The organism is Tianweitania aestuarii (assembly GCF_018457165.1).
Lineage (GTDB): Bacteria > Pseudomonadota > Alphaproteobacteria > Rhizobiales > Rhizobiaceae > Tianweitania > Tianweitania aestuarii.
Window position 1 is genome coordinate 869,239 of sequence record NZ_JAFMNX010000001.1, and the last position, 24,153, is coordinate 893,391.

Annotated in this window: 28 protein-coding genes; 27 read left to right on the forward strand and 1 reads right to left on the reverse strand. The window is 63.9% G+C overall.

Going from position 1 to position 24,153, the window contains the following annotated elements; genetic code table 11:
* Positions 1–41: 41 nt before the first annotated feature.
* Positions 42–2,189, reverse strand: coding sequence for a transglycosylase domain-containing protein (locus JYU29_RS04155; RefSeq protein WP_213983472.1), 2,148 nt, complete (start codon positions 2,187–2,189; stop codon positions 42–44).
* 293 nt (positions 2,190–2,482) lie between these two features.
* Here JYU29_RS04155 and JYU29_RS04160 point away from each other — a divergent pair, with 293 nt between their 5' ends.
* From JYU29_RS04160 to JYU29_RS04290, 27 genes are all read left to right on the forward strand, one after another.
* Complete coding sequence (locus JYU29_RS04160) at positions 2,483–2,953, forward strand: hypothetical protein (protein ID WP_213983473.1); 471 nt, start codon at positions 2,483–2,485, stop codon at positions 2,951–2,953.
* Positions 2,940–4,199 carry a DNA-packaging protein gene (locus JYU29_RS04165; RefSeq protein ID WP_431192837.1) on the forward strand — a complete coding sequence of 420 codons (1,260 nt, stop codon included), beginning with the start codon at positions 2,940–2,942 and terminating at the stop codon, positions 4,197–4,199. Before JYU29_RS04160 ends, JYU29_RS04165 begins: the two co-directional genes overlap by 14 nt.
* 26 nt (positions 4,200–4,225) lie before the next feature.
* Positions 4,226–5,383, forward strand: coding sequence for a phage portal protein (locus tag JYU29_RS04170; RefSeq protein ID WP_213983475.1), 1,158 nt, complete (start codon positions 4,226–4,228; stop codon positions 5,381–5,383).
* A gap of 25 nt (positions 5,384–5,408) precedes the next feature.
* Positions 5,409–5,732: a DUF6107 family protein gene (locus JYU29_RS04175; protein WP_213983476.1), complete on the forward strand. Its 324-nt coding sequence runs from the start codon at positions 5,409–5,411 to the stop codon at positions 5,730–5,732.
* The gene (locus JYU29_RS04180; protein WP_213983477.1) at positions 5,729–6,388 is read left to right on the forward strand and encodes an HK97 family phage prohead protease; all 660 of its coding nucleotides are present in this window, start codon (positions 5,729–5,731) and stop codon (positions 6,386–6,388) included. Before JYU29_RS04175 ends, JYU29_RS04180 begins: the two co-directional genes overlap by 4 nt.
* 9 nt (positions 6,389–6,397) lie before the next feature.
* Positions 6,398–7,663 carry a phage major capsid protein gene (locus JYU29_RS04185; RefSeq protein ID WP_213983478.1) on the forward strand — a complete coding sequence of 422 codons (1,266 nt, stop codon included), beginning with the start codon at positions 6,398–6,400 and terminating at the stop codon, positions 7,661–7,663.
* 85 nt (positions 7,664–7,748) lie between these two features.
* Positions 7,749–8,318 carry a head-tail connector protein gene (locus tag JYU29_RS04190; protein ID WP_213983479.1) on the forward strand — a complete coding sequence of 190 codons (570 nt, stop codon included), beginning with the start codon at positions 7,749–7,751 and terminating at the stop codon, positions 8,316–8,318.
* Positions 8,319–8,651: a phage head closure protein gene (locus JYU29_RS04195; protein WP_213983480.1), complete on the forward strand. Its 333-nt coding sequence runs from the start codon at positions 8,319–8,321 to the stop codon at positions 8,649–8,651.
* A complete protein-coding gene (locus JYU29_RS04200) occupies positions 8,648–8,830 on the forward strand; it encodes a hypothetical protein (protein ID WP_213983481.1) in 183 nt (60 codons plus the stop codon). The genes JYU29_RS04195 and JYU29_RS04200 overlap by 4 nt, the downstream gene beginning before the upstream one ends.
* Positions 8,811–9,218, forward strand: a complete 408-nt coding sequence (locus tag JYU29_RS04205; protein WP_213983482.1) for a DUF3168 domain-containing protein — start codon at positions 8,811–8,813, stop codon at positions 9,216–9,218. Before JYU29_RS04200 ends, JYU29_RS04205 begins: the two co-directional genes overlap by 20 nt.
* Positions 9,219–9,252: 34 nt before the next feature.
* Entirely contained in the window at positions 9,253–9,663 is a 411-nt protein-coding gene (locus JYU29_RS04210; protein ID WP_213983483.1) for a phage major tail protein, TP901-1 family, read from the forward strand.
* Positions 9,660–9,986, forward strand: a complete 327-nt coding sequence (locus JYU29_RS04215; RefSeq protein ID WP_213983484.1) for a gene transfer agent family protein — start codon at positions 9,660–9,662, stop codon at positions 9,984–9,986. The genes JYU29_RS04210 and JYU29_RS04215 overlap by 4 nt, the downstream gene beginning before the upstream one ends.
* Positions 9,983–10,216, forward strand: a complete 234-nt coding sequence (locus JYU29_RS04220; protein WP_284144892.1) for a rcc01693 family protein — start codon at positions 9,983–9,985, stop codon at positions 10,214–10,216. The genes JYU29_RS04215 and JYU29_RS04220 overlap by 4 nt, the downstream gene beginning before the upstream one ends.
* A complete protein-coding gene (locus tag JYU29_RS04225; protein ID WP_213983486.1) occupies positions 10,209–10,754 on the forward strand; it encodes a phage tail tape measure protein in 546 nt (181 codons plus the stop codon). The genes JYU29_RS04220 and JYU29_RS04225 overlap by 8 nt, the downstream gene beginning before the upstream one ends.
* A gap of 12 nt (positions 10,755–10,766) precedes the next feature.
* Positions 10,767–11,399: a DUF2460 domain-containing protein gene (locus JYU29_RS04230; protein WP_213983487.1), complete on the forward strand. Its 633-nt coding sequence runs from the start codon at positions 10,767–10,769 to the stop codon at positions 11,397–11,399.
* Entirely contained in the window at positions 11,396–12,283 is an 888-nt protein-coding gene (locus tag JYU29_RS04235; protein ID WP_213983488.1) for a DUF2163 domain-containing protein, read from the forward strand. The genes JYU29_RS04230 and JYU29_RS04235 overlap by 4 nt, the downstream gene beginning before the upstream one ends.
* Positions 12,280–12,711 carry an NlpC/P60 family protein gene (locus JYU29_RS04240; RefSeq protein ID WP_213983489.1) on the forward strand — a complete coding sequence of 144 codons (432 nt, stop codon included), beginning with the start codon at positions 12,280–12,282 and terminating at the stop codon, positions 12,709–12,711. Before JYU29_RS04235 ends, JYU29_RS04240 begins: the two co-directional genes overlap by 4 nt.
* A 7-nt stretch (positions 12,712–12,718) precedes the next feature.
* A complete protein-coding gene (locus JYU29_RS04245) occupies positions 12,719–16,609 on the forward strand; it encodes a baseplate multidomain protein megatron (RefSeq protein ID WP_213983490.1) in 3,891 nt (1,296 codons plus the stop codon).
* 23 nt (positions 16,610–16,632) lie between these two features.
* The gene (locus JYU29_RS04250; RefSeq protein ID WP_213983491.1) at positions 16,633–16,839 is read left to right on the forward strand and encodes a hypothetical protein; all 207 of its coding nucleotides are present in this window, start codon (positions 16,633–16,635) and stop codon (positions 16,837–16,839) included.
* Positions 16,840–17,073: 234 nt separating this feature from the next.
* Positions 17,074–17,337, forward strand: coding sequence for a hypothetical protein (locus JYU29_RS04255; protein WP_250157177.1), 264 nt, complete (start codon positions 17,074–17,076; stop codon positions 17,335–17,337).
* A gap of 41 nt (positions 17,338–17,378) precedes the next feature.
* Positions 17,379–18,050 carry a response regulator transcription factor gene (locus JYU29_RS04260; protein WP_213983492.1) on the forward strand — a complete coding sequence of 224 codons (672 nt, stop codon included), beginning with the start codon at positions 17,379–17,381 and terminating at the stop codon, positions 18,048–18,050.
* A 10-nt stretch (positions 18,051–18,060) separates the two neighbouring features.
* Positions 18,061–19,434 carry an ATP-binding protein gene (locus JYU29_RS04265; RefSeq protein WP_213983493.1) on the forward strand — a complete coding sequence of 458 codons (1,374 nt, stop codon included), beginning with the start codon at positions 18,061–18,063 and terminating at the stop codon, positions 19,432–19,434.
* 59 nt (positions 19,435–19,493) lie between these two features.
* Positions 19,494–19,925: an RT0821/Lpp0805 family surface protein gene (locus JYU29_RS04270; RefSeq protein ID WP_347879847.1), complete on the forward strand. Its 432-nt coding sequence runs from the start codon at positions 19,494–19,496 to the stop codon at positions 19,923–19,925.
* Positions 19,926–20,009: 84 nt separating this feature from the next.
* Complete coding sequence (gene ccmI, locus JYU29_RS04275; RefSeq protein WP_213983494.1) at positions 20,010–21,149, forward strand: c-type cytochrome biogenesis protein CcmI; 1,140 nt, start codon at positions 20,010–20,012, stop codon at positions 21,147–21,149.
* Complete coding sequence (gene ccmE / locus JYU29_RS04280; protein ID WP_213983495.1) at positions 21,146–21,583, forward strand: cytochrome c maturation protein CcmE; 438 nt, start codon at positions 21,146–21,148, stop codon at positions 21,581–21,583. Before ccmI ends, ccmE begins: the two co-directional genes overlap by 4 nt.
* A gap of 15 nt (positions 21,584–21,598) precedes the next feature.
* Positions 21,599–23,578, forward strand: coding sequence for a heme lyase CcmF/NrfE family subunit (locus tag JYU29_RS04285; RefSeq protein ID WP_213984257.1), 1,980 nt, complete (start codon positions 21,599–21,601; stop codon positions 23,576–23,578).
* A gap of 9 nt (positions 23,579–23,587) precedes the next feature.
* The gene (locus JYU29_RS04290; RefSeq protein ID WP_213984258.1) at positions 23,588–24,043 is read left to right on the forward strand and encodes a cytochrome c-type biogenesis protein; all 456 of its coding nucleotides are present in this window, start codon (positions 23,588–23,590) and stop codon (positions 24,041–24,043) included.
* The last annotated feature ends 110 nt before the right edge of the window (positions 24,044–24,153 follow it).

A 24,153-nucleotide genomic window follows, 5' to 3' on the forward strand; every position in this document is an offset into this window, starting at 1 on the left:
GGTTGCCGCCGCAAGCGGCGTGATGGGTCAAGCCGCAGGCCTCAAAGAGCGGACAGCTTGCCGCTGGCCGAGACCTGAGCCGGCGCCGCGCCCGAGAAGGCGGCTTCGATTTCGGCCAGAACCCGTGTCGTGTCGGGCGACAGAATGCGCGGGGGTTCGCCGATCGTGCTGTCGCCGGCCGATGATGCGATGCTGGCGATCGCCTGGTCGTCGGCGGGCTTGTCGATGAACGGCTTCTCAAGGCCGGGGATCGGTTTCACTTCCACATTGCGATGCGCATAGGCCATCAGGCGCTGCCAGACCATGGCGGGCAGGGAGCCGCCGGTCATCTCGTTGGAGGAGGTGAAGTCGTCATTGCCGAGCCAGACGGCGGCGAGATAGTTGCCGGTGAAGCCGACATACCAGGCGTCGCGATAAGCCTGCGTCGTGCCCGACTTGCCGCCCGAACGAATGCCGGGCAGGGCGGCGCGCCGGCCGGTGCCGATTTCCGGAACCTGCGCGAGCATCGTGTTCATCGACGCGGTCGCCTGTTCGGACAGAACACGGTGCGGCGGCGGCGCGTCACGGTCGTGATCGTAGAACACCTTGCCGGAATGGTTGGACAGCTGCGTGATGCCGTGGCGCATGCCGGCATAACCACCATTGGCAAAGACCTCGTAGCCGGTTGCCTGATCCATCACGGTCATGCCGGATGTACCGAGCACCATCGTCTTGTGGCCTTCGAGCTTCGATTCCACGCCGAAGGATTCCGCCATCGCCTTGATCGGCCCAATGCCGAGATGATCCTTGGCAAGACGCACGGGCACGGTGTTGATCGACTTCACCAGAGCGGTGGTCAGCGACATGCGGCCGTTGAAGGAACGGGCGTAATTCTTCGGCGACCAGCCGTTCCAGTTGATCGGACCGTCGGACACGACGGAGTCGGGCTTGAAGCCGTGTTCCATGGCCGTGGCATAGACATAGGGCTTAAACGACGAGCCCGTCTGCCGCAGCGCCTTGGTGGCGCGGTTGAACTGCGACGTGCCGTAATCGCGACCGCCGACAATGGCGCGCACGGCGCCGTTGGTTTCGAGCATCACCAGCGCGCCCTGGTCGACACGGTACTGCTTGCCGTGCTGGCGCAGCATGAATTCGAGCGACTCTTCGGCCGCATGTTGCAGGTTCAGGTCGATCGTGGTGCGCGCGACCATGGAGCGGATGCCGTAGGGTTCGGCGATCTGCTTGGCCTGTTCGAACGCCCAGTCGAGGAAATAATCGGGGCTCTGGCGTTCGCCGCGATCCACCACGCTTGCCGGATGCAAACGCGCGGACAGGACTTGGCCTTCGGTGAGGAAGCCGCCCTGAACGAGATTGCTCAGCACCTCGTTGGCGCGACCGCGCGCGGCCGGCAAATTGATGTGCGGCGCGTATTTGGCGGGCGCCTTGAACAGGCCGGCCAGCATCGCGGCTTCCGACAGGTTGAGGTCCTTCACCGACTTGCCGAAATAGAAATCCGCCGCAGCCGTGATGCCGAAGGTACCGCCGCCCATGTAGCCGCGGTCGAGATAGAGCTGGAGGATCTCCTTCTTGGAAAGGTTGGTTTCCAGCCAGATCGCGAGAAAGGCTTCCTTGATCTTGCGATCGAAGGTGCGCTCGTTGGTCAGAAACAGGTTCTTGGCGAGCTGTTGCGTCAGCGTCGAGCCGCCCTGCACCACGCCGTTGGCGCGCATGTTTTCGCTCATGGCGCGGGCGAGGCCGAGAAAATCGATGCCCCAATGGCTGAAGAAGCGGCGATCCTCGGTGGCAAGCAGCGCCTGGATCACGTGATCGGGCATCTCGTCCACGGGCACGGAATCGCGCTGGATGATGCCGCGCTGGCCGATTTCGTTGCCGAAGCGATCGAGAAAGGTGACGGCGAAATCGCCCTGATTGCGCCAATCGGTCTTGGTTTCCTCGAAAGCGGGCATGGCGAGCGCCAGCATCACCACGGCGCCGGCCGCGCCAAAGGTGAAGCCTTCGGACGCGATCTCGACCAGACCGCGCCGCCAGCCGCGCACGCGAAAGCGGCGTGAAAAGATGGTGACGTTTTCCCAGCCGCGAGCGAGATGAAACCGCGCCTCGTAAACGGTGGAATCGAGCCACGCATCTGCCGCAAGCATTGCGGCAGACAGGCGACCGCGATTTCCGCGGGGTTTGTTTGGCTCATCCATGGCGACGTCCGGCAAGCTTTTCGACGCGATACAAACAGGTGCATGCAGGTCAGGCGCGTCCCTTCGCCCGGACTTACGATGGCAGGCTTTCATGTCACACTTCAAGGAGAAACGGGACAGAGCAGCAGATCTACCTGAAAGGGATGAATCAACGATGATAGGAAAATAGTCCTTGACACCGTGACGGTGCTCGGGTAGGTTTCCCTTATCGTCACACAGTTGCGACCAAGGCGGGCGGCGCGCTCGATGCCTGGCAGTGTGGCACGACACTCAAGACACGTGGATGGATTTTCATGGGAGCAAAGGCCGAGAAGGTCTGGGCTGCCCTTCGTGCGCTTTACGAAGGGGAGACGGTGGGGTTTGGCCTGTTGGCGCAAGTGGCTGAAATGAATGAAGTCCGGCTCCAATGCCGGGCGGAGCGGGAAGGTTGGATCGAGGGTGGCGCCTTGGCGGTCCAGCGCAAGCAGAAGGGCCGTCTGCTGAAATCGATCGAAAAGCTGGAAGGTCAGGTCGACCTTCTGATCGAAGGCAGTGCCGAGAACGAGGGGAGGATCGACAAAGCCAAGCTCGACCTTCTGAACCTGCTTCTGCGCTCGGTCGAGAAGCTGAAGGAGATGCTGCCGTCCGAACCGGAAAAGGCAAAACTGAGGGTCAGGGATCGAGATGTCCGCGTTTCAAAAATATTGCAGCATCTCGATGGACGAATTTCAGAGCTCGCTCGGCATTTCGCTGCCGCGATGGTCGAAGCGGATCGGAGCAAGTGACGCAAGCCTGATCGCGGCCGAATGGGTGATGACCGCCCGGCCGCAGCAATATCCGCTGTTCGACGACAAGCCCGACACCTGGCTGGTGATCGGCGGGCGGGGGTCGGGCAAGACGCGATTGGGCGCAGAATGGGTGAATGCGATGGTGCGGGGCTTCCCGCCCTTCGCGGAGCTTGGCGACCGGCACGGACAGATCGCGCTGGTGGGGGAAACGCTGGGCGATGTGCGCGAGGTGATGATCGACGGGCCGTCCGGTCTGGTGACGATCGCCCGGCATGACCGGCCGCGCTTCGAAGCCACGCGGCGCAGGCTCGTTTGGGACAACGGCGCGGTGGCGCAGATCTTTTCGTCCGAGGATCCGGAAAGTCTTCGCGGACCGCAGTTCGCGGCGGCCTGGTGCGATGAAGTCGCCAAATGGAAGAACGCCGATGCGGTGTTCGACATGCTGCAGTTCGGGCTTCGATTGGGCAATCGGCCGCGGCAGATTTTGACCACGACGCCGAAGCCGACGCCGCTGATGAAGCGGCTGCTTGCTGATCCCACGATCGCCGTGACGCGGATGAAAACGAGCGACAATGCCGACAATCTCGCGCCGAGCTTCATGGCCACGATGAACAGGCTTTATGGCGGCACGCGGCTGGGACGGCAGGAGCTGGAGGGCGAGCTGATCGAAGATCGCGCCGATGCGCTTTGGACGCGCGCTCTGCTGGAAGGGGCGCGGCGGCCGGTTGGCGAGATCGGGCGCATCGTTGTGGCCGTCGATCCGCCGGCGGGTGGCCAGGGCAAGGGCAACCGCTGCGGCATCGTTGCGGCTGGCCTGGATGCCGAAGGGCATGCCGTGGTGCTGGCGGATGCGACGGTTTCGGGCGTCGGACCGAACCAGTGGGCGGCGGCGGTGGTGCAGCTTTACGCCAAACTCGACGCGGATTGCATCGTGGCGGAAGTAAACCAGGGCGGCGCGATGGTGGAAAGCGTGCTGCGCGCGGTGGATGCTGATGTGCCGGTCAAGCCGGTGCGCGCCAAACGGGGCAAGTGGCTGCGGGCCGAACCGGTCGCGGCGCTTTATGCGCAGGGTCGCGTGATCCATGCGGAGCGCTTTCCCGAACTGGAAGACGAAATGTGCGACTTCGGCGCGGATGGTTTGGCTGATGGCCGCTCGCCGGATCGGGTGGATGCGCTCGTCTGGGCGATCAGCGAACTGACCGCGGCCGAGAGTGCCGCGCCGCGCATCCGGCAGATGCGCTGACCTGAACTCAATAAAACAAGGCTGGGATGATGAAGGCTTGGAACTGGCCGTGGCGGAGCGTGGCCGTAAGCCCCGAGCGCAAGGAGGCCGGCGGGATCGGCTTCGTGGCGCTGCATGGGCAAGCCGCCGCACACTGGACGCGGCGCGATTACGGAGCGCTGGCGCGCGAAGGTTACATGAAGAACCCGATCGTGCATCGCTCGGTGCGCATGATCGCGGAAGCGGCGGCGGCGGTGCCGTGGCTGCTGTATCAGGGCGTCACCGAGCATGACGCGCATCCGCTGCTGTCGCTTCTGGCGCGTCCGAACCGGCGCATGGCGGGTGCGGCCTTCATGGAGGGGCTGTACGGGCACCTGCTCTTGTCGGGCAATGCCTATATCGAGCTGGTGAGCGCGGGCGAGCGGCATGAGTTGCATCTCTTGCGGCCGGATCGAACGCGGGTGGCGACCGACGAACGTGGCTGGCCGGTGGCGCTTAACGTCGGCGAAGGGCGCGACAAGCGCTCCGTGCCGTTGGGGTCGGACGGGGCGCTGCAGCTGCAGCTGTTTCATCCCGTGGATGATCATTACGGCTTCGCGCCCTTGGAGGCGGCATTGACGGCGCTCGATACGCATAATGCGGCGGGGCAGTGGAACAAGGCGCTGCTCGACAATTCGGCGCGGCCATCGGGTGCGCTGGTTTATGCGCCGAAAGAAGGCGGCAATCTCACCGACGAGCAGTTCGAGCGGCTGAAGGCGGAGCTGGAGGATGGCTATTCCGGTGCCAAGCGCGCCGGGCGTCCGCTGCTTCTGGAAGGCGGGCTCGACTGGAAGGCGATGGGCTATTCGCCCAAGGACATGGACTTCATCGAGGCCAAGAATGCCGCAAGCCGCGACATTGCGCTGGCCTTCGGGGTCCCGCCGATGCTGCTCGGGATCCCCGGCGACAACACCTATGCGAATTATCAGGAAGCCAACCGCGCCTTCTACCGCCTGACGGTGCTGCCGATGGTGGCGAAGACGGCGCGGGAGTTGTCGGCCTGGCTCGGGCCGACCTTTAGCGAAGGCTTGAGGCTCTGGTTCGATGCCGACCAGATCGAGGGTCTGGCAGCCGAGCGCGAGGCGCTGTGGTCGCGGCTGAGTGCGGCGACGTTCCTGACCGACGACGAGAAACGCGAGGCGGTCGGTTATCGGCCGCTGGCCTGAAGAGCGGGCCTTAAGGACAATCATCATGAATGATACGGCCATGATCTGGCTGGCGCGTGGGCTTGGTGCCGCGGCCGGCTCGGCGATTTCGCTCGCCTATATCCTGCCGCGCGGACGGCGCGAGGCGGCGGTGCGCTTTGCGGTGGGGCTCGTCAGCGGCGTCGTGTTCGGCGGCGGCGTGGGGCTGAAGATCGCCGGGGAACTTGGGCTCGGCGCCGATCTCGCGCAGTTCGAACTGATGCTGATGGGCTCGGCCGCTGCCAGCCTTTGCGCCTGGTGGGCGCTGGGCTTTTTGATGCGGCTGTTCGAGCGCGGCACCAAACCAACCAATACAAGCGAGGCGCAATGAGCGGGATCGAAACCAAGCGCGTGGCGCTCAGCGTGGAAGAGGTGGACGCCGAAGGCTCGTTCACCGGCTATGCCAGCCTGTTCGGCGCGCCGGACCTCGGCCGCGACATCGTGGAACGCGGGGCGTTCGCGAAGTCGCTGCGGGCGCGTGGGGCTTCTGGCGTGCGGATGCTGTTCCAGCACGATCCGGCGCAGCCGATCGGCGTGTGGACCGAGCTGCGCGAAGACGAGCGCGGGCTCTTTGTGCGCGGCCGGCTGCAGACCGAAGTGGCGCGGGGGCGCGAGATCCTGGCGCTGATGAAAGCGGGTGCGCTGGACGGTTTGTCGATCGGCTTTCGGGCCGTGAAGGCGCGCAAGGAAGCGGCGACCGGGTTCCGGCGCATTCTGGAAGCGGACCTCTGGGAAATTTCGGTGGTGACGTTTCCCATGCTGCCGGGCGCGCGCATCCGCCAGGTGAAGAGCGGAGCGCAAAGCCTTCCCACGGTCAGAGAATTCGAACGCTGGCTCACGCAGGATGCTGGGCTGTCGCGGGCGCAAGCCAAGCTGGTGATCGCCAAGGGCTTCGCCGAACTGAAGCGCGAGCGAGACGCCGCGCATGGAACTCCCATCGGCGTGGCGGACACGATCCGCGCCGCCGCAAACCTGTTTCAGATTTGAGGACAAGACATGCAGACCATGCAGAAGCCAACTATGACGGCTGGGCGTGCGCCGGAGATCAAGAGCGCCGGTTCCTATGACGTGAAGGGCGCGTTCGACGATTTCATGGGCGCCTTCGAGGCGTTCAAGGACGCTAACGACACCCGGCTCGGCGAGCTCGAAACGCGTATGACGGCCGACGTGCTGTCGACCGACAAGGTCGATCGCATTTCGAGGGCGCTCGATGATCAGAAGCGCAAGCTGGACGAGCTGCTTTTGAAGAAGGCCCGCCCGACGCTGGGGCGCAGCATTGAGGTTGGCGCCAGCGAACACAAGGATGCGTTCGAGGCCTATGTGCGTTCGGGTGACGAGCGCGGCATCCGCTCCGTTGAAGCCAAGGCGATGAGCCTGGGCACTGGTTCCGACGGCGGCTATCTCGTGCCGCGCGAAACGGAAACGGAGATCGCCAAGCGGTTGGCGGTTCTGTCGCCGATCCGCTCGATTGCGTCGGTGCGCCAGGTGTCCACGGCGGTTCTGAAGAAGCCGTTCGCCTTGACCGGTCCGGCAACGGGCTGGGTGGGCGAAACGGCGGCGCGCACGCAGACCGCAAGCCCGACGCTGGCCGAACTCGAGTTTCCGGCGGCCGAGCTCTACGCCATGCCTTCCGCCACGCAGGCGCTTCTGGAAGACAGCGCGATGGATCTCGACACCTGGCTGTCGGACGAAATCGAGCTCGCCTTTGCCGAACAGGAAGGCACAGCTTTCGTCCTCGGCAACGGCGTCAACAAGCCGAAGGGCTTTCTCGCCTATGACAAGGTTGCGGATGCCAACTGGTCCTGGGGTTCGCTCGGCACGATCGCGACGGGTACGGCCGGTGCCTTTGCCGCGACCAACCCGGCCGACAAGCTCGTCGATCTCATCTACGCGCTGAAGGCAGGCTATCGCGAAAACGCGTCTTTCGTGATGAACCGCAAGACGCAGGCCGCCGTGCGCAAGATGAAGGACGGCGACGGCAATTACCTCTGGCAGCCGCCGGCGGCTGTCGGTCAGAAGGCCTCGCTGATGGGCTTCCCCGTAGTGGAAGCCGAGGACATGCCGGATATCGCGGCGGATTCGACGGCGATCGCCTTCGGTGACTTTGCCCGCGGCTATCTGATCGTCGACCGCACCGGCGTGCGCGTGCTGCGCGATCCGTATTCCGCCAAGCCCTATGTCCTGTTCTACGTGACCAAGCGCGTCGGCGGCGGCGTGCAGGACTTCAGCGCGATCAAGCTCCTGAAGTTCGCGACGGCCTGATCGGGCCGCGCCTGAAGAAACACATGAGCCCCGGCATCATCTGCCGGGGTTCTTTTCTTTTCCGCCAGTTGCTTGAGGGATTTTCATGACTCTGTTTCGCACCGTCGAGCCGGCGGCCGAACCTGTAACCGTCGCCGATGTGAAGGCGCATCTGCGGCTCGATCACGCGAGCGAAGACGGGCTGATCGTCGACCTGATCCGGGCTGCGCGCGAAGAGGTGGAGCAGGCCACGGGCTGCGCGCTGATCGAGCAAAGCTGGCGGCTGACACTCGATCGCTGGCCCCAATCCAACCGCGTGCTCATCCACAAACATCCGGTGAAGCAGATCCTGTCGGTGACGATCTATGGCCGCGAAGGTGGTGCGGCGATCGTGGATCCGGCGATCATGCTGCTGGATGGTCGGTCGCGGCCGGCGCGGCTGCATTTTGACCAAGCACCGCAGCCGGGGCGGGCGATGAATGGGATCGAGGTGGATTTCACGGCGGGCTTCGGTCCGGCCGGAACGGATGTGCCGGATCTTCTCAAGCGCGCCGTGATCATGCTGGCGAGCCACTGGTTCGAGTTTCGCGCGGTGTTGTCTGCGAGGGATCAGCCGGCGTCTTACCCCAAGGGTTATGAGCGGCTGATCGGGCCGTATCGATCGCGGAGGCTCTAGATGGTGGATTTCATTGGGCCGGGAAGCCTGCGCACGGAACTGGCGCTGGAAGACGTGACGCTGACGCAAGACGGCGCAGGTGGGCATGTGGAGACCTGGGCGGAGGTGGCGACGGTGTTTGCGCGGCTGGAGCCGGTGCGGGCCGACGCTCGCTTTGCCGGCGATCAGACGCTGGAAAGCGTGACGCATCGCGTGACGCTGCGGTTTCGAGACACGGTGAAGAGCGGCATGCGCTTTCGATGGGGCGAGCGGGTGTTCGCGATCCAGACCGTTCATGATCCGGATGAAACCCGTCGCTACCTTCTTTGTCGAACGCGGGAACAGGGCCGATGAAGGTGGATTTTGCCCTGACGCTGGATGGCATGCTGCGCGCCTTGCGCACCAGACTGCATCATGTGCAGGATGAACTTCAATGGAACGGGCGAGAAGATGCAGTGGCGGGTCGCGCAAACACGAGGCGCGATCGTTCGATCGAGATGAGGGAGGAGCGCGATGGCAGCCGCGGCGGTTGAACTGCAAAGGGCTATCTTTGCTGCCCTGAAGGGGGATGCTGACGTGACCGCGCTTGTGGGCGAGCGCATCCACGACCATCCGCCGGCCAAGATCCGCTTTCCTTATCTCACCTTCGGGCGCTCCAACTCCTATGACTGGAGCACGGGCACGGAGATCGGCACCGAGCATCTGTTTTCGATCCATGTCTGGTCGAAGGCCACCGGCAAGACCGAGGTGCTGGAGCTGATGGGCCATATCGAAGCGCTGTTGCGCGAAGGCGCCTTCGACCTGGGCGAGCACCATCTGGTGAACATGACGCCGAGCTTTGCCGAAACGCGCTTCGATGAAGACCAGGCGCTGCATCATGGGCTGTTGCGGTATCGCGCCGTGACCGAGCCGGCGGCCTAGCCCTCAATCTAACGCACAATCTGGAGACTGTTTCATGGGTGCTCAACGGGGCAGGGATCTGCTTGTCAAAATGGATGCGGGAGGCGGCAGCTTCACCACGGTGGCGGGGCTGCGCACCAAGCGGCTCGCCTTCAACAGCGAAACGGTGGATGTGACCGACTCGGACTCGGCCGGACGCTGGCGCGAGCTGCTGGCGGCCGCTGGTGTGCAGCGGGCGTCGGTGAGTGGTGCGGGCATCTTCAAGGATGCGGCTTCGGATGCGGCGATGCGCGCGGCGTTCTTTTCGGGCGCGATCGGGCGCTGGCAGTTCCTGGTGCCGGACTTCGGCACCGTCGAAGGGCCGTTTCAGATCACCGCGCTGGAATATTCCGGCGCGCATGACGGCGAAGTGACCTTCGAGGTTTCGCTGGAATCGGCCGGCGCTGTCGGGTTCTCAGGCCTATGAGCGTGAACCGGCGACGCGGCGAAGTGGCCGCCGTTCTGGACGGGCGCGAGTATCGGCTGTGTCTCACGCTTGGCGCGCTGGCCGAACTCGAACATGCCTTTGCGGCGGATGATCTCGGTGCGCTGGTGCAGCGCTTTTCCGGTGGAACGCTGTCGGCCGGCGACATGATCGCGGTGATCGGCGCGGGTTTGCGCGGTGGCGGCAACGATGTGGCGGATGGTGCCGTCCGCAGCATGACGGCCGACGGCGGCGTGGCCGGCTTCGCGCAGATCGTCAGCGATCTCCTGCAGGCGACGTTCGGAGCGCCTTCGCCAAACCCTTGAAGGCCGCAGCAGGTGGGGGTGCGCAGCAAAGTGCTGCCTTTCCGTGGGACCAGGCGATGGCGCTTGGTTTCGGCCTGCTGCGGCTTGCACCCAGCCAGTTCTGGGCGATGACGCCGATCGAATTGGCAGTGGCGATCAAACCGCTGTTTCCTGCCGGCGGCGAGCCGCTTGGGCGGGCCGACTTTGACCGGCTGATGCAGCAATTCCCCGATGGAGGATCTTATGGCTGATGATGTTTCAATCCGCATCGAGGCGGATGCGGCGCCGTTTCTCCAGACGCTCGACCAGCTGCGCACGCTGTCGCAAGGTTTCGGGCGCGACCTGACCGGAGCGCTGAAAAGTGCGGCGGTGAGCGGCAAGTCGCTGGACGATATTCTGAGGCGGATGGGCTCGAACATGGCGGGCCGGGCCTTGTCGGCAGGCCTGGCCCCGTTGAGCCAGCTGACCGGCTCGTTGATGTCGAACATTCTTGGCGGACTGATGGGCGGCGTGACGCCGTTTGCCAAGGAGGGCGTGGTGTCGACGCCGTCTTACTTCCCGATGGCTGGTGGCACCGGGCTGATGGGCGAGGCGGGGGCGGAAGCGATCCTGCCGTTGGCGCGCGGCTCGGACGGGCGGCTGGGCGTCGCATCCGGCGGCGGGGGATCGGCGCCGGTGAACATCACCTTCAATGTGACAACAAGCGATGCGGCCTCGTTCCGCAAATCGGAAGCGCAGATCACCGGCATGCTGGCGCAGGCCGTGTCGCGCGGCGCACGCGGACGTTAATCAGGAGCGGAAATGGCTGAGTTTCATGACGTGCTGTTTCCCGCAGCCGTGTCTTTCGGTGCGACTGGGGGACCGGAACGGCGGGTCGAAATCGTACAGATGACGTCGGGCAAGGAGCAGCGCAATGCCAGGCTGCGCCATTCGCGCAGGCACTACGATGCGGGTACCGGCGTGCGCTCGCTCGGTGACCTCTACGAAATCATGGACTTCTTCGAAGCGCGGCGAGGATCGCTGCACGGGTTCCGCTTTCGCGATCCCTTCGACATGAAATCGTGCCGGCCGGATGGGGTGATCGGGGCGCGGGATCAGCGGATCGGCACCGGTGATGGTGTCGTGAAGGCGTTCCAACTGGCGAAGACCTATGGGGCTGGCGAGGACGCTTATGTCAGGCCGATCCGCAAGGTGTTGGCGGGCAGTGTGCGCGTGGCAGTGGCGGGTGGTGAGCTCGCTGCGAACCGGTTTGCGGTGGACTGGGCTACGGGCCTGGTGACGCTCGTCCAAGCGCCGGCTGCGGCTGCTGCGGTGACGGCCGGCTTCGAGTTTCATGTGCCGGTGCGCTTCGACACCGAGCGCATCGCCATCAGTCTGACCGCATTCAAGGCCGGGCAGATCCCTTCCATTCCCCTGATCGAGGTGAGCGCATGAATGTGAGCGACGAGTTTCGTGTCCATCTCGGAGGCGCCACGACGACGCTGTGCCATTGCTGGCGCGTCACCCGGCGCGACGGGTGGGTGGCAGGCTATACCGATCATGACGAGCGGCTCGTGGTGGACGGCACGGTGTTTCAGCCGGAAACCGGGTTCTCGGCCAGCGAAGCGCGCGACCGCTTGGGCCTGAGCACGGATACGGTGGACATCGACGGTGCCCTGTCTTCGCTCGACATTTCGGACGAGGAGATCGCGGCGGGCGCGTTTGACAGGGCGGGGGTGGAAACGCTGCTGGTGAACTGGAGCGATCCCGACCAGTGGACGCTGCTGCGCAAGGCGGTGATCGGCAAGATCACGAGGCAGGACGGTCAGTTCACGGCGGAACTGCTCAGCCCGACGGAAAGCCTCGACCGTGTGAACGGGCGATACATTCGCCGGGAATGCGATGCGGTGCTGGGGGATCAGCGCTGCAAGGTCGCGCTGGATCGGCCGGGCTTTCACGCCAGTGGTGTCGTGCTGGAGGTCGAGGGGCGCGATGCCGTGCTGGTTTCCAGGCTGGATGATGCGGAGGCCGGCTGGTTTTCGCACGGGCGGCTGTTCTGGACATCGGGCGCCAATGCGGGGCGAACGGAGCAGGTTCTGGATCATGCGCGCAGGCTGGACGGGGTGCGGCTCGTGCTTTGGCGCGACGGCACGATCGTTTCGGCACCGGGCGATGCGTTCACGGTGGAAGTAGGCTGCGACAAGCTGTTTGCGACCTGCAAGGCGAAGTTCGGCAACAGCGCGAACTTCCGCGGCTTTCCGCATCTGCCGGGCAATGATGCCGCTTACGGCTATGTCACGGACGGCGTCACCTTCGACGGCGCACCGATCGTGCCATGAGTGCTGATCGAATTGTGGCCGAAGCGATGACATGGCTCGGCACGCCCTACCGGCATCAGGGGCGAAGGCGGGGCGTCGGGTGCGATTGCCTGGGGCTCATCATGGGTGTTTGGGACAGGGTTTACGGCAACATTCCCGAACAGCCGGGTGCTTATGCGGCGGACTGGGCGGAAGCTGGCGGGGGTGATCCGCTGCTGGAAGCCGCGCGACGGCAATGCCGGGAGAAGCCGGTCGGTGAGATGGCGGCGGGCGATCTGATCCTGTTTCGATGGCGTCCGGATCTGCCGGCCAAGCATTGCGCGATCGCGGTCGGCGGAACCCGCATGATCCATGCCTATGAAGGCCATGCGGTTCTTCTTTCGCCGCTCGGCTCACACTGGAAGCGCCGCATCGCCGGCGTGTTTGTTTTTCCCGAACTGAAACACTGAGGTTTCGATGGCGACGATCGTTTTGCAGGCGGCCGGGGCGTTTCTCGGCGGCATGCTGGGGCCTGTCGGCGCGGTGGTGGGCCGCGCGGCCGGTGCCTTGGCGGGCTATGCCGTGGATCAGGCCGTCATCAACGGCACGCGGCGTCTGGAAGGTCCGCGCCTCAACGATCCGCGCCCGTTCACGGCGGAAGACGGAGCTGCGCTGCCGCGTATCTATGGCAGCGTGCGGGTGAACGGGACGCTGATCTGGGCGACGCGGTTCGAGGAAGAAACGACGTCCGAACGCGCTGGCGCCAAGGGCGGGCCGAAGGTCACCAGCTACACCTATTTCGCCAATCTGGCTTTCGCCCTGTGTGAAGGGCCGATCGCGGGTGTTCGGCGGATCTGGGCGGATGGACGCGAGCTCGACCAGACACGCTATGAGATCCGCTGGTATCGTGGCGATGAGGCGCAGGAGCCCGATCATCTGATCGAGGCAAGGCAGGGCGCGAACAATGCGCCGTCTTATCGCGGCACGGCCTATGTGGTGTTCGAGCGCTTTCCGCTCGCCGACTACGGCAATCGCGTGCCGCAGTTTTCCTTCGAGGTGATGCGGCCGGTCGGGGGATTGAGCGCCAATATCCGGGCGGTGACGCTGATCCCCGGCTCGACGGAATATGGCCTTTCGCCATCCTTGGTGACGCTGAAGCATCGACCGGGTGAAACGGAAGCGCTCAACCGGCATGTGCTGCATGCCGGAAGCGATCTGGTAGCGGCACTCGATGAGCTGCAGGCACTGTGCCCGAAGCTCGAACATATCGGGCTGGTGGCGACTTGGTTCGGCAATGATCTGCGCGCGGGTGATTGCACCATTCGGCCGATGGTGACGCAGAAAACGGCGGGCGGGCAATCACAGCCGTGGCGCGTGTCGGGCCTGGACCGAGCCGACGCGGCGGTCGTGTCGCGCCATGACGGGCGTGCGGCTTATGGCGGTGCGCCGTCCGATCGGTCGGTCATTGAGGCCATTCGCGAGATCAAGGCGCGCGGGCTGAAGGTGACGCTTTATCCGTTCATCATGATGGATGTGCCCGAAGGCAATGCGCTGCCGAACCCATGGGGTGGGGCGGGTCAGCCGGCCTATCCCTGGCGCGGGCGGATCACTTGTCATCCCGCGCCTGACCAGGCGGGAACGGCGCAGGGCAGTGCGGCGGCAGGCGTGCAGATCGCGACCTTTGTGGGAGAAGCGGCACGCGGGGCATTCCGGACGGAGAAGGACACGATCCGCTTTACCGGGCCGGCGGACGAATGGAGCTATCGCCGCTTTCTGCTGCATTTCGCGCATCTGGCGAAGGCGGCGGGCGGGGTGGAGGCGTTTCTGATCGGCTCGGAACTGCGCGGGCTGAGTTGCGTGCGCGATGGGTCGGGCGCGTTTCCCTTTGTTCATGCCTTGATGCGGCTGGCGGAAGATGTGCGGGCGATCCTCGGGGCGGACACCAAGATCAGCTATGGCGCGGACTGGAGCGAGTATTTCGGGCACCAACCGGCGGGCACCGGTGACATCCTCTTTAACCTCGACCCGCTTTGGGCACATCCGGCGATCGATGCGATCGGCATCGACAATTACATGCCGCTGTCGGACTGGCGCGATGCGGATGCCAGCGGTGGCAATCCGGATGGGTTCGGCAGCGCCTATGATCCCGATGGGTTGCGCAGCCAGATCGCGGGCGGCGAGGGGTATGACTGGTATTATGCCAGCCTGGATGATCGGCATCAGCGCAAGCGCACGCCGATCACCGATGGCGGTTACAACAAGCCGTGGGTGTATCGCTTCAAGGATCTCCGCAACTGGTGGGCGAATCCGCATCGTGATCGCGTGGGCGGTGTCGAGGTGCGGCAGGCAACGGGTTGGGTGCCTTGCTCGAAACCGATCTGGTTCACGGAGCTCGGTTGTTCGGCAGCCGACAAGGGGCCGAACCAGCCGAATGTGTTTCCTGATCCGAAATCGACGGAAAATGGTCTGCCTTATTATTCGACCGGAGGGCGGTCCGATGTGGCGCAGCAGAACTTCCTCCAGGCACATCAGGCGCATTGGGACCCGGATGTCGCGGGCTTCCGCGAGGCCGACAATCCCCTTTCGCCGCTTTATGGCGGGCGGATGGTGGATGCGGAACGCGTTTATCTCTGGGCCTGGGATGCCCGGCCCTTTCCGGCCTTTCCCCAGCGCGGCGATGTTTGGGCCGATGGCAACAACTGGCTGCTCGGGCATTGGCTGAACGGGCGGTTGAATGCCGTGACGGTGGCCGATCTGGTCAGCGCGATCCTGGCCGATCATGGTTTGCCGGCGGCGGATGTGGCGGGCGTGGATGGGTCGGTGCACGGCTTCATCGTGGAAGAGCCGGGCACGGCCCGGGCAGCGCTTGAGCCGATCGTCAACCTGTTCGGTTTGGGCGCGCGCGACGATGGCGAGCGCCTGCGTTTTGGCGGCACAAGCACGGCGGCAGCGGTTGATGTCACCGACTTCGTACTTGAGGACGGCGGCGCAATCCTGGAAACGAGCCGTGTGCCGGATGGCGAATTGCCGACGGAACTGACGCTCGCATTTCGCGATCCGTTCGCCGATTATCAGGCTGCAACGGTGCGCAGCATTGATCCGCGCGAAACGGAAACACGGCAGCAGGCGCTGGCAATGCCGGTCGTGCTGGAACCGGCGAGTGCGGCGGCGCTGGCGGCGGATCGGTTGCGCGATTTCTGGGCCGGGCGGGAAGAGGTGGCGTTTGCCGTTCAAAGCGGCGCGGTGGATCTTCAGCCGGGAACGGTGATCCGGCTGCCGGACACCAAGCCGGGGATCGAGTACCTCGTGACCAGCGCCGAAACGGGCGCGAAGCGCAGCCTGCGCGCCAAGCAGATCCGGCGTGTGCCGGCGTCGCCGTGGCGGGTGCAGAAGCCGGTCGAAACGGTGATCACACAACCGGTGGCGGGTGCGCCGTTCGTGGTGTTTCTCGATGTGCCGATGCTGCCGGGCGAAACGCTGCCCGAAAACCAGCTGCGGATCGCGGCCTATGCCAAGCCCTGGAAGACGCTGTCGGTGATGGCTTCGCCGGAAGGCAGCGGATTCGGCGAGCGCGGTATTGTGGCGGCGCCGGCGGTCATCGGCACGTTGGTGGCGGCGTTGCAGCCGGGCGTCGTGGGACGCCTGGACCGCGCCAATCGTATCGCGGTGGATCTGCTGGCAGGATCGCTTGCCAGCCAATCCATGGGGCAGATGCTGAACGGTGGCGGGACGGCGGCCGTGCAGGCGGATAATGGCGCCTGGGAGATCCTGCAGTTCAGCCAGGCCGAAGAAGTGGCGGCGGGGCGCTGGCAGCTCAGCAACCTTCTGCGGGCGCAGCTTGGAACGGAGGATGCGATGATTGTCGGTGCGTCTGCCGGACAGGCGTTCGTGCTGCTGGATGAACGCGTGAAGCCGGCTGGGTTGCGTTCCGCCGAGCTTGGGCTGGAGCGGCAATGGCGGGTGGGCCCGACGAGCTATCCCATTTCGGACGGGCTGTTCGTGACGCAAAGCCTGATCGGCGGTGAACGGTCGCGCCAGCCCTTGTCGCCGGTTCATCTTCGCTGCTCGCCGCAAATGGATGGCTGGCGCTTTTCGTGGATCCGGCGCGGTCGGCTCGATGCGGATGATTGGGCGGCGAGCGACATCCCGTTGGGCGAGACGACGGAGGCCTACGAGATCGCCATTGCCGACGCTGCGGGCGTGGTGAAGCGGCGTGTGCAGATGCAATCAGCCGCGCTTTTCTACGATCGAAACGATGCGGTTCGCGACTTCGGACGCGTGCCGGCTCAGCTGCGGGTGACGGTCCGCCAGATCAGTGCAGCGGTGGGTCTCGGCATGCCGGCAAGCGCCGCATTCGCACTATTGTGATGAACAAAGCAAAGGAGTTTGTAATGGAAAGCTCGAAACCCTGGTATCTCTCGCGTACGGTTTGGGCGTCGCTGGTCACGGTTGCCGCGGCGGCTGGTGGTTTGATGGGCATGTCGATCGGGTCATCCGATCAGGCTCTGATGACGGAAGCGCTGCTGCAGATCGTGACGGCGGTGGGTGGTGTGATCGCGGTGCTGGGCCGCTTGTCGGCAACCGAGAAAATCGGCTAGGCGCGTTTCTGGATTTGGCACTGACCAATCGGGGTGGTGAGGGTCGAAGGGCAACGGAAACGTTCATGACGCGTTCAGCCCTCCTGCGATAGGTTCAACGAAACTGGAGTGAAAGATGGCGGTGAACCGAGGCGAGAAGGTCCTTTTTCCGGATCGATTGCCGGGCAAAAAGCCTTTGCCAAATCGACTGCCGTCTTTGCTCCAACCATGAACTGCTTTTCCTCGACGGGAACCATGAAGCTCACACGCGCTCTCACTTTCGCATCGCTCGTCGTGCTCGGTTCGTTGGCGGCATCACCTTGGCCATCGACAGCCTATGCCGATGATTGCTATGCGATCGGGGTGAAGCTGGCAGCCGACAAGGATGGCCAGCTCGCCCGCGCCATGCCAGGCATTCAGGACGGGAAGCAGGTCTGCCGGATCGTGATTCTGCTTCCTGGCAAAGATGGCGCTCGTCCGCGGCGCGCGGAGTTTGTGGTGCCCGCCGACAAGAACTGATTTCTTGCGGCGTTAAGTGAAGTCGGGCCTGGGGTGAGGGCATGCGCATATTGGTCGTCGAAGACGACAAGGACTTGAACCGGCAGGTGTCCGACGCTCTCACGGATGCGGGCTATGTGGTCGATCGCGCCTATGACGGCGAGGAAGGACACTTTCTCGGCGACACGGAACCCTACGACGCCGTGGTGCTCGATATCGGCCTGCCGCAGATGGACGGCATCAGCGTGATGGAACGGTGGCGTCGCGCCGGTCGCAAGATGCCGGTGCTGATTCTCACCGCGCGCGATCGTTGGAGCGACAAAGTCCAGGGCATCGACGCCGGAGCTGACGATTACGTCACCAAGCCATTCCACATCGAAGAAGTGCTGGCGCGTGTACGCGCGCTGATCCGGCGTGCTGCCGGACATGCGTCTTCGGAACTGTCTTGCGGACCGCTGCGTCTGGATATCAAGGCGTCGAAGGCCGATGTCGATGGCGTTCCGTTGAAGCTCACCTCGCACGAGTTTCGGCTGCTCGCCTACCTCATGCACCACACCGGCGAGGTGGTGTCGCGTACCGAACTGGTCGAGCATTTGTATGATCAGGACTTCGACCGCGATTCCAATACGATCGAAGTGTTTGTCGGGCGACTGCGCCGCAAGATGGGCGTCGATCTGATCGAAACGGTGCGCGGCATGGGCTACCGAATGCGCGATCCCGGCCACGCGGCCTGATCGCTCGACCATGATCCGGCTTCCGCGCTCGCTGACAATCCGCGTTCTCGCGCTGTCGACGCTGTGGGCGGTGCTTTCGCTCGTGGCGATCGCGACCGTGATCTCCGCGCTTTACCGGCAAGCGAGCGAAAAGAGCTTCGACAGTCTTCTGTCGGCGCATCTGTTCAACCTCATCGGTGCGGTTGGCGTGAGCGACGAAGGTCGTTTGCAGGGCTCGCCCGATCTGGGCGATGTGCGCTACGTCATTCCGCGGTCCGGCTGGTACTGGTCGGTGGAGCCGATCTCCGAGAACCTTCAGGGCCGGCTGCGGTCGCTGTCCTTCAGCGGCAACATCGATTCGCCGACGCTGGTGCAGGTGCCGTTCGATGGCCGCTTCCAGCGCTCCTATGCCGCCAACGGTTTGGCCGGCGAGCGGGTCAAGGTTTTCGAAAACGAGTTCGTGCTCGATGACCAGAACCGCATCGCGCGCTTTCGCGTCATGGGCAACCTGACCGAACTCGAAGACGAGATCAGCGAGTTCGAGCAGCGGCTTTACTTCTACCTTTTCATGTTCGGCCTTGGTACGGTTGCGTTCAACGCAGCCGCCATCATCTTCGGTTTGCGGCCCTTGGCGAAAGTGCGGGCCGCCTTGTCGAAGGTGCGCGAAGGCTCGGCGCAGCGGCTTGAAGGTGCGTTTCCGCCCGAGATCGAGCCGCTTGTGCAGGAAACAAACGCGCTGATCGACAACAATCGCCGCATTGTGGAGCGCGCCCGCACGCAGGTCGGAAACCTCGCGCATTCCTTGAAAACGCCCTTGGCCGTGATCATGAACGAAGGGCGATCGATGGGGACCGAGCAGGGGCAGTTGCTGGGCGACCAGGCGACCGCCATGCGCCAGCAAATCGACAACTATCTTCAGCGTGCCCGGATCGCGGCGCAGCGCGACAGCGTGGTGTTCCGCACGCCGCTGCGGCCGTCCATGGAACGCTTGCTGCGCGTGATGGAGAAGCTCAATCCCGCCATCGCCACGCGTCTCGACATGCCGAACGGCGAGATCATCTTTGCCGGCGAAGAAGGGGACTTCGAGGAAATCTCCGGCAACCTGATCGAGAACGCCGTGAAGTGGGCGCGCTCAAGGGTGCAGGTTACCATGCGCGACGCCGTCAGCGATGAACGGGCGGAGCGTCTGGTGCTGATCATCGAAGACGACGGTCCGGGAATTCCCGACGAAGAACGGCGCGAGGCGTTGAAGCGGGGCAAGCGTCTGGATGAAACCAAGCCGGGTTCAGGACTTGGTTTGTCGATCGTGTCGGACTTGGTGGCGCAGTATGGCGGAGCCCTGACGCTCGATCGTTCGGAACTTGGCGGGCTCAAGGTGATTGTAGAACTGCCCCGCGCGCATTAGCTTATGATAGAAGCATGACGTGCATGGATGCACCTTTGCGATCGGCAGCACCTACGACCATGATGAAAAACGTTCTTTCGGCATTGCTTCTGACTGTTCTTGCTGGTTGCTCGACCAGCGGGCTGCGCGTGCCCGCGAGCAGCTTCGTGCAGCCGGCCGTTGCGGAAAAGCCGGTCGGTGCAGCGCTTCTCGATCAGATGGCGGGCGGCCTTGTCGGCGGAACGATCGGCAAGGAGCTGGACAATCGCGACAAGCGCAGCGCTCTGGAAGCCGAATATCGGGCGCTGGAATACACGCCGAGCGGTCAGCCCGTGACGTGGCGGAACCAGAAGGCCGGACATTACGGCGAAGTCGTTGCGGCTCAGCCTTACCGCGTCGGGTCGCAGGACTGCCGCCAGTATAATCATACCGTCTTTGTCGGTGGTGCTCCGCGCACGGCGCGTGGCTCGGCCTGCCGCAATGCGGATGGCAGCTGGACGCCGCTGACCTGACATCTGTGTGAGTTCCGTCTCCTAGACGGAGTGCCGCACCCGCCTGGTGTTGGCGAAGGCAAAGGCGCGGCGTAAAAGACGCGCATGTTGTTCTGGATCCTCGCTGCCCTGCTGACATTTGGCGCCTGCGTCAGCGTTCTGTTGCCGTTCATGCGGCGCACCGCTGAGGCTGCGCCCGACAGCGCTTTCGATCTGATGATCTACAAGGATCAACTCGATGAATTGGAGCGGGATCAAAGCCGCAACCTAATCGGCCGGGCCGAAGCCGAGCAAGCGCGCAACGAGATTTCACGCCGTATCCTCAAGGCGGATCAGACGCAGGATTCGGGTGCCGGTCGAACCGGATCGGCTGGCCGCTGGCTGGCTATGGCGGCCGTGCTTTCGGTTCCGCTGGTGAGCTGGGGCGTTTATGCCGCGACGGGTTCGCCCGACCAGCCATCGCAGCCGCTGCAGGCACGCATGCAGCAGAACCCGGCTGAAAGTCCCGTCAGCGAACTGGTCGCGCGCGCCGAAGCGCATCTGCAGGCCAATCCGCGCGACGGCAACGGCTGGGAAGTGCTGGCGCCGATCTATGTTCGCGTCGGCCGTGCCAACGATGCGGTGACCGCTTATCGCAACGCGATCGAATATCTCGGACCAACAGCGCCGCGCGAAAGCGGCCTCGGCGAAGCGTATGTAGCCGTTGCAGGTGGCGCGATTTCGCCCGATGCCAAAGCGGCCTTCACGCGGGCACTGGCGATTGCGCCGACCGACGGAAAGGCGCGTTTCTATCTAGCCTTGAGTGCCGCTCAGGACGGCCGGTTCGACGAGGCGAAGGCCACCTGGACTGCCATGCAGGCCGATCTTCCCGATGACTCGTCCTGGAAGAATGCGGCCACGGCTGCCCTTGCGCAAGCCGACAAGATCCAGGCCGAAGCGGCGGCTACGGGACAGCCAGGCCCGAGCACGGCTGATATCGACAATGCCAGCGACATGACGGCGGAAGATCGCACGGCCATGATCGAGGGCATGGTCGCCAGTCTCGATGCCAAGCTGAAGGACAATCCGAACGACCGCGCGGGATGGGAGCGGCTCATTCGATCCTACATGGTGTTGAACAAGCCGGATCAGGCGCGCGATGCCTTGCAGCGCGGCACGGCTGCCTTGGGCAACACGACGCGGGAGGCAGCGGCGCTGCAGACATTCGCAACGTCGCTCAACATTCCCGAAGTGAGCCAGCCATGACCCGCAAGCAAAAGCGTTTGTCCGTTATCCTCGGCGCGCTGGCCTTTCTAGGCATGGCAACCGGCTTGACCTTCTACGCGCTCGGGCAGCGCACATCGTTCTTTTACATGCCGGAAGACCTTCAAACCGCAGCAGTGCCTGCCGGCCAGCGCATCCGCTTGGGCGGTTTGGTCGAGGCCGGAACCGTTTTGCGCGGGCAGGGCACGGATGTTGCCTTCTCGGTCACGGATGGCACCGACTCGGTGAAAGTCGTTTATGCCGGCATTCTTCCCGACCTGTTTCGCGAGGAACAAGGCGTGGTCACAGAAGGCGCGTTTCGCGAGGACGGCACCTTTGTGGCCGACAGCGTTCTGGCCAAGCATGACGAGAACTACATGCCCAAGGAAGTCGCCGAGGGCCTGAAGGCCAAGGGCGTTTGGCAGGAAGAACAATGATGGGCGGACATGCCAATGGTTGAACTCGGCCACTTCGCCCTCGTTCTGGCCTTCGCGCTGACGCTGGTTCAGTCGATCATTCCCATTATCGGCAGTCAGAGGAACGATGCCCGCCTGATGGCGGTGGCAAGCCCTGTGGCCGTCGCCGTTTTCGCCCTGATCGCAATGGCTTTCATCGCGCTCACCTGGGCTTACGTCGTGTCCGATTTCTCGGTGCGCAACGTCTACGAAAACTCCCATTCCATGAAGCCGATGCTCTACAAGATCACGGGAACATGGGGCAACCATGAGGGCTCGATGCTGCTCTGGGTGCTGATCCTGACCTTGTTTTCGGCCCTGGTCGCCGTGTTCGGCCGCAATCTGCCCGCGACGCTTAAGACCAATGTTCTGGCCGTGCAGGGCTGGGTGGGTGCCGCTTTTCTCCTTTTCATCCTTGCGACATCTAACCCGTTCGCGCGTCTGGTGCCGGCGCCGTTCGAGGGGCAGGACCTGAACCCGATCCTTCAGGACATCGGCTTGGCGATCCATCCCCCGATGCTTTACCTCGGCTATGTCGGCTTTTCCGTCAGCTTCTCCTTCGCCGTGGCAGCCCTGATCGAGGGCCGCATCGATGCGGCCTGGGCGCGCTGGGTGCGGCCATGGACGCTTGGGGCCTGGATTTTCCTCACCGGCGGCATCGCGATGGGGTCGTACTGGGCCTATTACGAACTGGGCTGGGGCGGGTTCTGGTTCTGGGATCCGGTTGAGAACGCGTCCTTCATGCCCTGGCTGGCCGGCACGGCGCTGCTGCATTCCGCGCTCGTGATGGAAAAGCGGTCGGCGCTGAAGATCTGGACGGTGCTGCTTGCCATCATAACGTTCTCCTTGTCGCTGCTCGGCACCTTCCTGGTGCGCTCGGGCGTGCTGACATCGGTGCATGCGTTCGCGACCGATCCGACGCGCGGCGTGTTCATTCTGATCATCCTCAGCCTGTTTGTCGGCGGATCATTCGCGCTGTTTGCGTTTCGGGCGCCAAGTCTGACGGCAGGCGGCGTGTTTCAGCCGATCAGCCGCGAAGGCTCACTGGTGCTGAACAACCTGTTTCTCACCACAGCCACGGCAACCGTTCTGATCGGCACGCTCTATCCCCTGCTGATCGAGGCCGTCAGCGGCGATAAGATCTCTGTTGGCGCGCCGTTCTTCAACCTGACCTTTGGTCCTTTGATGATCCCGCTTCTGGCGCTGGTGCCGTTTGGGCCCTTGTTGGCCTGGAAGCGCGGCGACCTTTATGCGGCCGCGCAGCGCCTGTCCTGGGCGCTTGGCGGCGCGATCCTCGCCACGCTGGTGGTCATGATCTTCGTTGACCGCACCATGCTGTTTGCAGCGCTTGGCATCGGTCTTGCCGTTTGGTTGTTTCTTGGCGCACTCACCGATATCGCGCTGCGCTCCGGCTTCGGGAACACGTCCTTCGCCAATATGCGCCGCCGCTTCTTCGGCCTGCCAAGGTCGGCCCATGGTGGAGCTCTGGCGCATCTTGGTCTCGGCGTAGCCCTTCTCGGCATCGTTGCGACCACCGCGTTCCAAAGCGAACATATCGTCGCGTTGAAGCCGGGCGAGAGCGCCGACATTGCCGGCCGCACGCTGCGGTTCGAACGCCTGACGCCTTTCCAGGGACCGAACTACACCGAAGATCAGGCGCGCTTCACCTTGATCTCCGGCAATCGCGAAGTCGGATCGGTGATGTCTGCGAAGCGGCTCTACACCGCCCGCCAGATGCCGACCACCGAGGCCGGCATCATGACGCGCGGCTTCAGTCAGCTTTATGTCGCGTTGGGCGATCCGACGCCCGATGGCGGCATCGTGGTGCGCATCTGGTGGAAGCCGATGGTCACCATGATCTGGCTCGGACCGCTCCTGATGATGATCGGCGGCATCCTTTCGATCTCGGATCGGCGTCTGCGGATCGGCGCGCCAGCGCGTCGCAAGGTACCCACGACACTCCAGCCGGCAGAATAGGTGAGCGTGATGCGAGGCTGGCTGGCGACAATCCTGATCCTGATCGGCATGAGCTTCCCGGCCTTTGCCGTGCAGCCCGACGAAGTTCTGGCGGACAAGGAGCTGGAAGCCCGCGCCCGCACCATTTCCGCCGAGCTGCGCTGTCTGGTCTGCCAGAACCAGTCGATCGACGACTCGGATGCCGATCTCGCCAAGGACCTGCGCATCATCGTGCGTGAACGGCTGACCGCCGGCGACGATGATGAAGAGGTCATGAACTACGTCGTTGCCCGCTACGGCGAATTCGTTTTGCTGAAGCCGCGCTTTACGCTGCGAACGGCGCTGCTTTGGGGCGCGCCTTTGCTGATCCTGCTTGTTGGTGCGACCGTTCTCTTCATGAACCGCCGCCAGCAAACCACTGACGCCTCCGCCGAACTGAGTTCGGATGAACGCAAGCGGTTGGATGCCATCCTGAAGGACGGCTGAGCGGCGGCTGCCTGAAAAACGGTTCGGCTGCCGCAGATTACGAAAGTTTCATGCGCCGGACAGCGTCCTGTAAGGAACGCTACCCTATCTCTCTCCTCAACGAAGTACGG

Excerpts from the sequence above, each read along its gene's own strand:
- JYU29_RS04215 (WP_213983484.1), top strand. The coding sequence starts at position 9,660 with ATGAGCGTGAACCGGCGACGCGGCGAAGTGGCCGCCGTTCTGGACGGG.
- JYU29_RS04245 (WP_213983490.1), top strand. The coding sequence starts at position 12,719 with ATGGCGACGATCGTTTTGCAGGCGGCCGGGGCGTTTCTCGGCGGCATG.
- JYU29_RS04185 (WP_213983478.1), top strand. The coding sequence starts at position 6,398 with ATGCAGACCATGCAGAAGCCAACTATGACGGCTGGGCGTGCGCCGGAG.
- JYU29_RS04290 (WP_213984258.1), top strand. The coding sequence starts at position 23,588 with ATGCGAGGCTGGCTGGCGACAATCCTGATCCTGATCGGCATGAGCTTC.
- JYU29_RS04200 (WP_213983481.1), top strand. The coding sequence starts at position 8,648 with ATGAAGGTGGATTTTGCCCTGACGCTGGATGGCATGCTGCGCGCCTTG.
- JYU29_RS04170 (WP_213983475.1), top strand. The coding sequence starts at position 4,226 with ATGATGAAGGCTTGGAACTGGCCGTGGCGGAGCGTGGCCGTAAGCCCC.
- JYU29_RS04285 (WP_213984257.1), top strand. The coding sequence starts at position 21,599 with ATGGTTGAACTCGGCCACTTCGCCCTCGTTCTGGCCTTCGCGCTGACG.
- JYU29_RS04180 (WP_213983477.1), top strand. The coding sequence starts at position 5,729 with ATGAGCGGGATCGAAACCAAGCGCGTGGCGCTCAGCGTGGAAGAGGTG.
- JYU29_RS04210 (WP_213983483.1), top strand. The coding sequence starts at position 9,253 with ATGGGTGCTCAACGGGGCAGGGATCTGCTTGTCAAAATGGATGCGGGA.
- ccmI (WP_213983494.1), top strand. The coding sequence starts at position 20,010 with ATGTTGTTCTGGATCCTCGCTGCCCTGCTGACATTTGGCGCCTGCGTC.
- JYU29_RS04175 (WP_213983476.1), top strand. The coding sequence starts at position 5,409 with ATGAATGATACGGCCATGATCTGGCTGGCGCGTGGGCTTGGTGCCGCG.
- JYU29_RS04250 (WP_213983491.1), top strand. The coding sequence starts at position 16,633 with ATGGAAAGCTCGAAACCCTGGTATCTCTCGCGTACGGTTTGGGCGTCG.
- JYU29_RS04270 (WP_347879847.1), top strand. The coding sequence starts at position 19,494 with ATGATGAAAAACGTTCTTTCGGCATTGCTTCTGACTGTTCTTGCTGGT.
- JYU29_RS04225 (WP_213983486.1), top strand. The coding sequence starts at position 10,209 with ATGGCTGATGATGTTTCAATCCGCATCGAGGCGGATGCGGCGCCGTTT.
- JYU29_RS04235 (WP_213983488.1), top strand. The coding sequence starts at position 11,396 with ATGAATGTGAGCGACGAGTTTCGTGTCCATCTCGGAGGCGCCACGACG.
- JYU29_RS04255 (WP_250157177.1), top strand. The coding sequence starts at position 17,074 with ATGAAGCTCACACGCGCTCTCACTTTCGCATCGCTCGTCGTGCTCGGT.
- JYU29_RS04230 (WP_213983487.1), top strand. The coding sequence starts at position 10,767 with ATGGCTGAGTTTCATGACGTGCTGTTTCCCGCAGCCGTGTCTTTCGGT.
- JYU29_RS04160 (WP_213983473.1), top strand. The coding sequence starts at position 2,483 with ATGGGAGCAAAGGCCGAGAAGGTCTGGGCTGCCCTTCGTGCGCTTTAC.
- JYU29_RS04240 (WP_213983489.1), top strand. The coding sequence starts at position 12,280 with ATGAGTGCTGATCGAATTGTGGCCGAAGCGATGACATGGCTCGGCACG.
- JYU29_RS04260 (WP_213983492.1), top strand. The coding sequence starts at position 17,379 with ATGCGCATATTGGTCGTCGAAGACGACAAGGACTTGAACCGGCAGGTG.
- JYU29_RS04155 (WP_213983472.1), bottom strand. The coding sequence starts at position 2,189 with ATGGATGAGCCAAACAAACCCCGCGGAAATCGCGGTCGCCTGTCTGCC.
- JYU29_RS04265 (WP_213983493.1), top strand. The coding sequence starts at position 18,061 with ATGATCCGGCTTCCGCGCTCGCTGACAATCCGCGTTCTCGCGCTGTCG.
- ccmE (WP_213983495.1), top strand. The coding sequence starts at position 21,146 with ATGACCCGCAAGCAAAAGCGTTTGTCCGTTATCCTCGGCGCGCTGGCC.
- JYU29_RS04205 (WP_213983482.1), top strand. The coding sequence starts at position 8,811 with ATGGCAGCCGCGGCGGTTGAACTGCAAAGGGCTATCTTTGCTGCCCTG.
- JYU29_RS04195 (WP_213983480.1), top strand. The coding sequence starts at position 8,319 with ATGGTGGATTTCATTGGGCCGGGAAGCCTGCGCACGGAACTGGCGCTG.
- JYU29_RS04190 (WP_213983479.1), top strand. The coding sequence starts at position 7,749 with ATGACTCTGTTTCGCACCGTCGAGCCGGCGGCCGAACCTGTAACCGTC.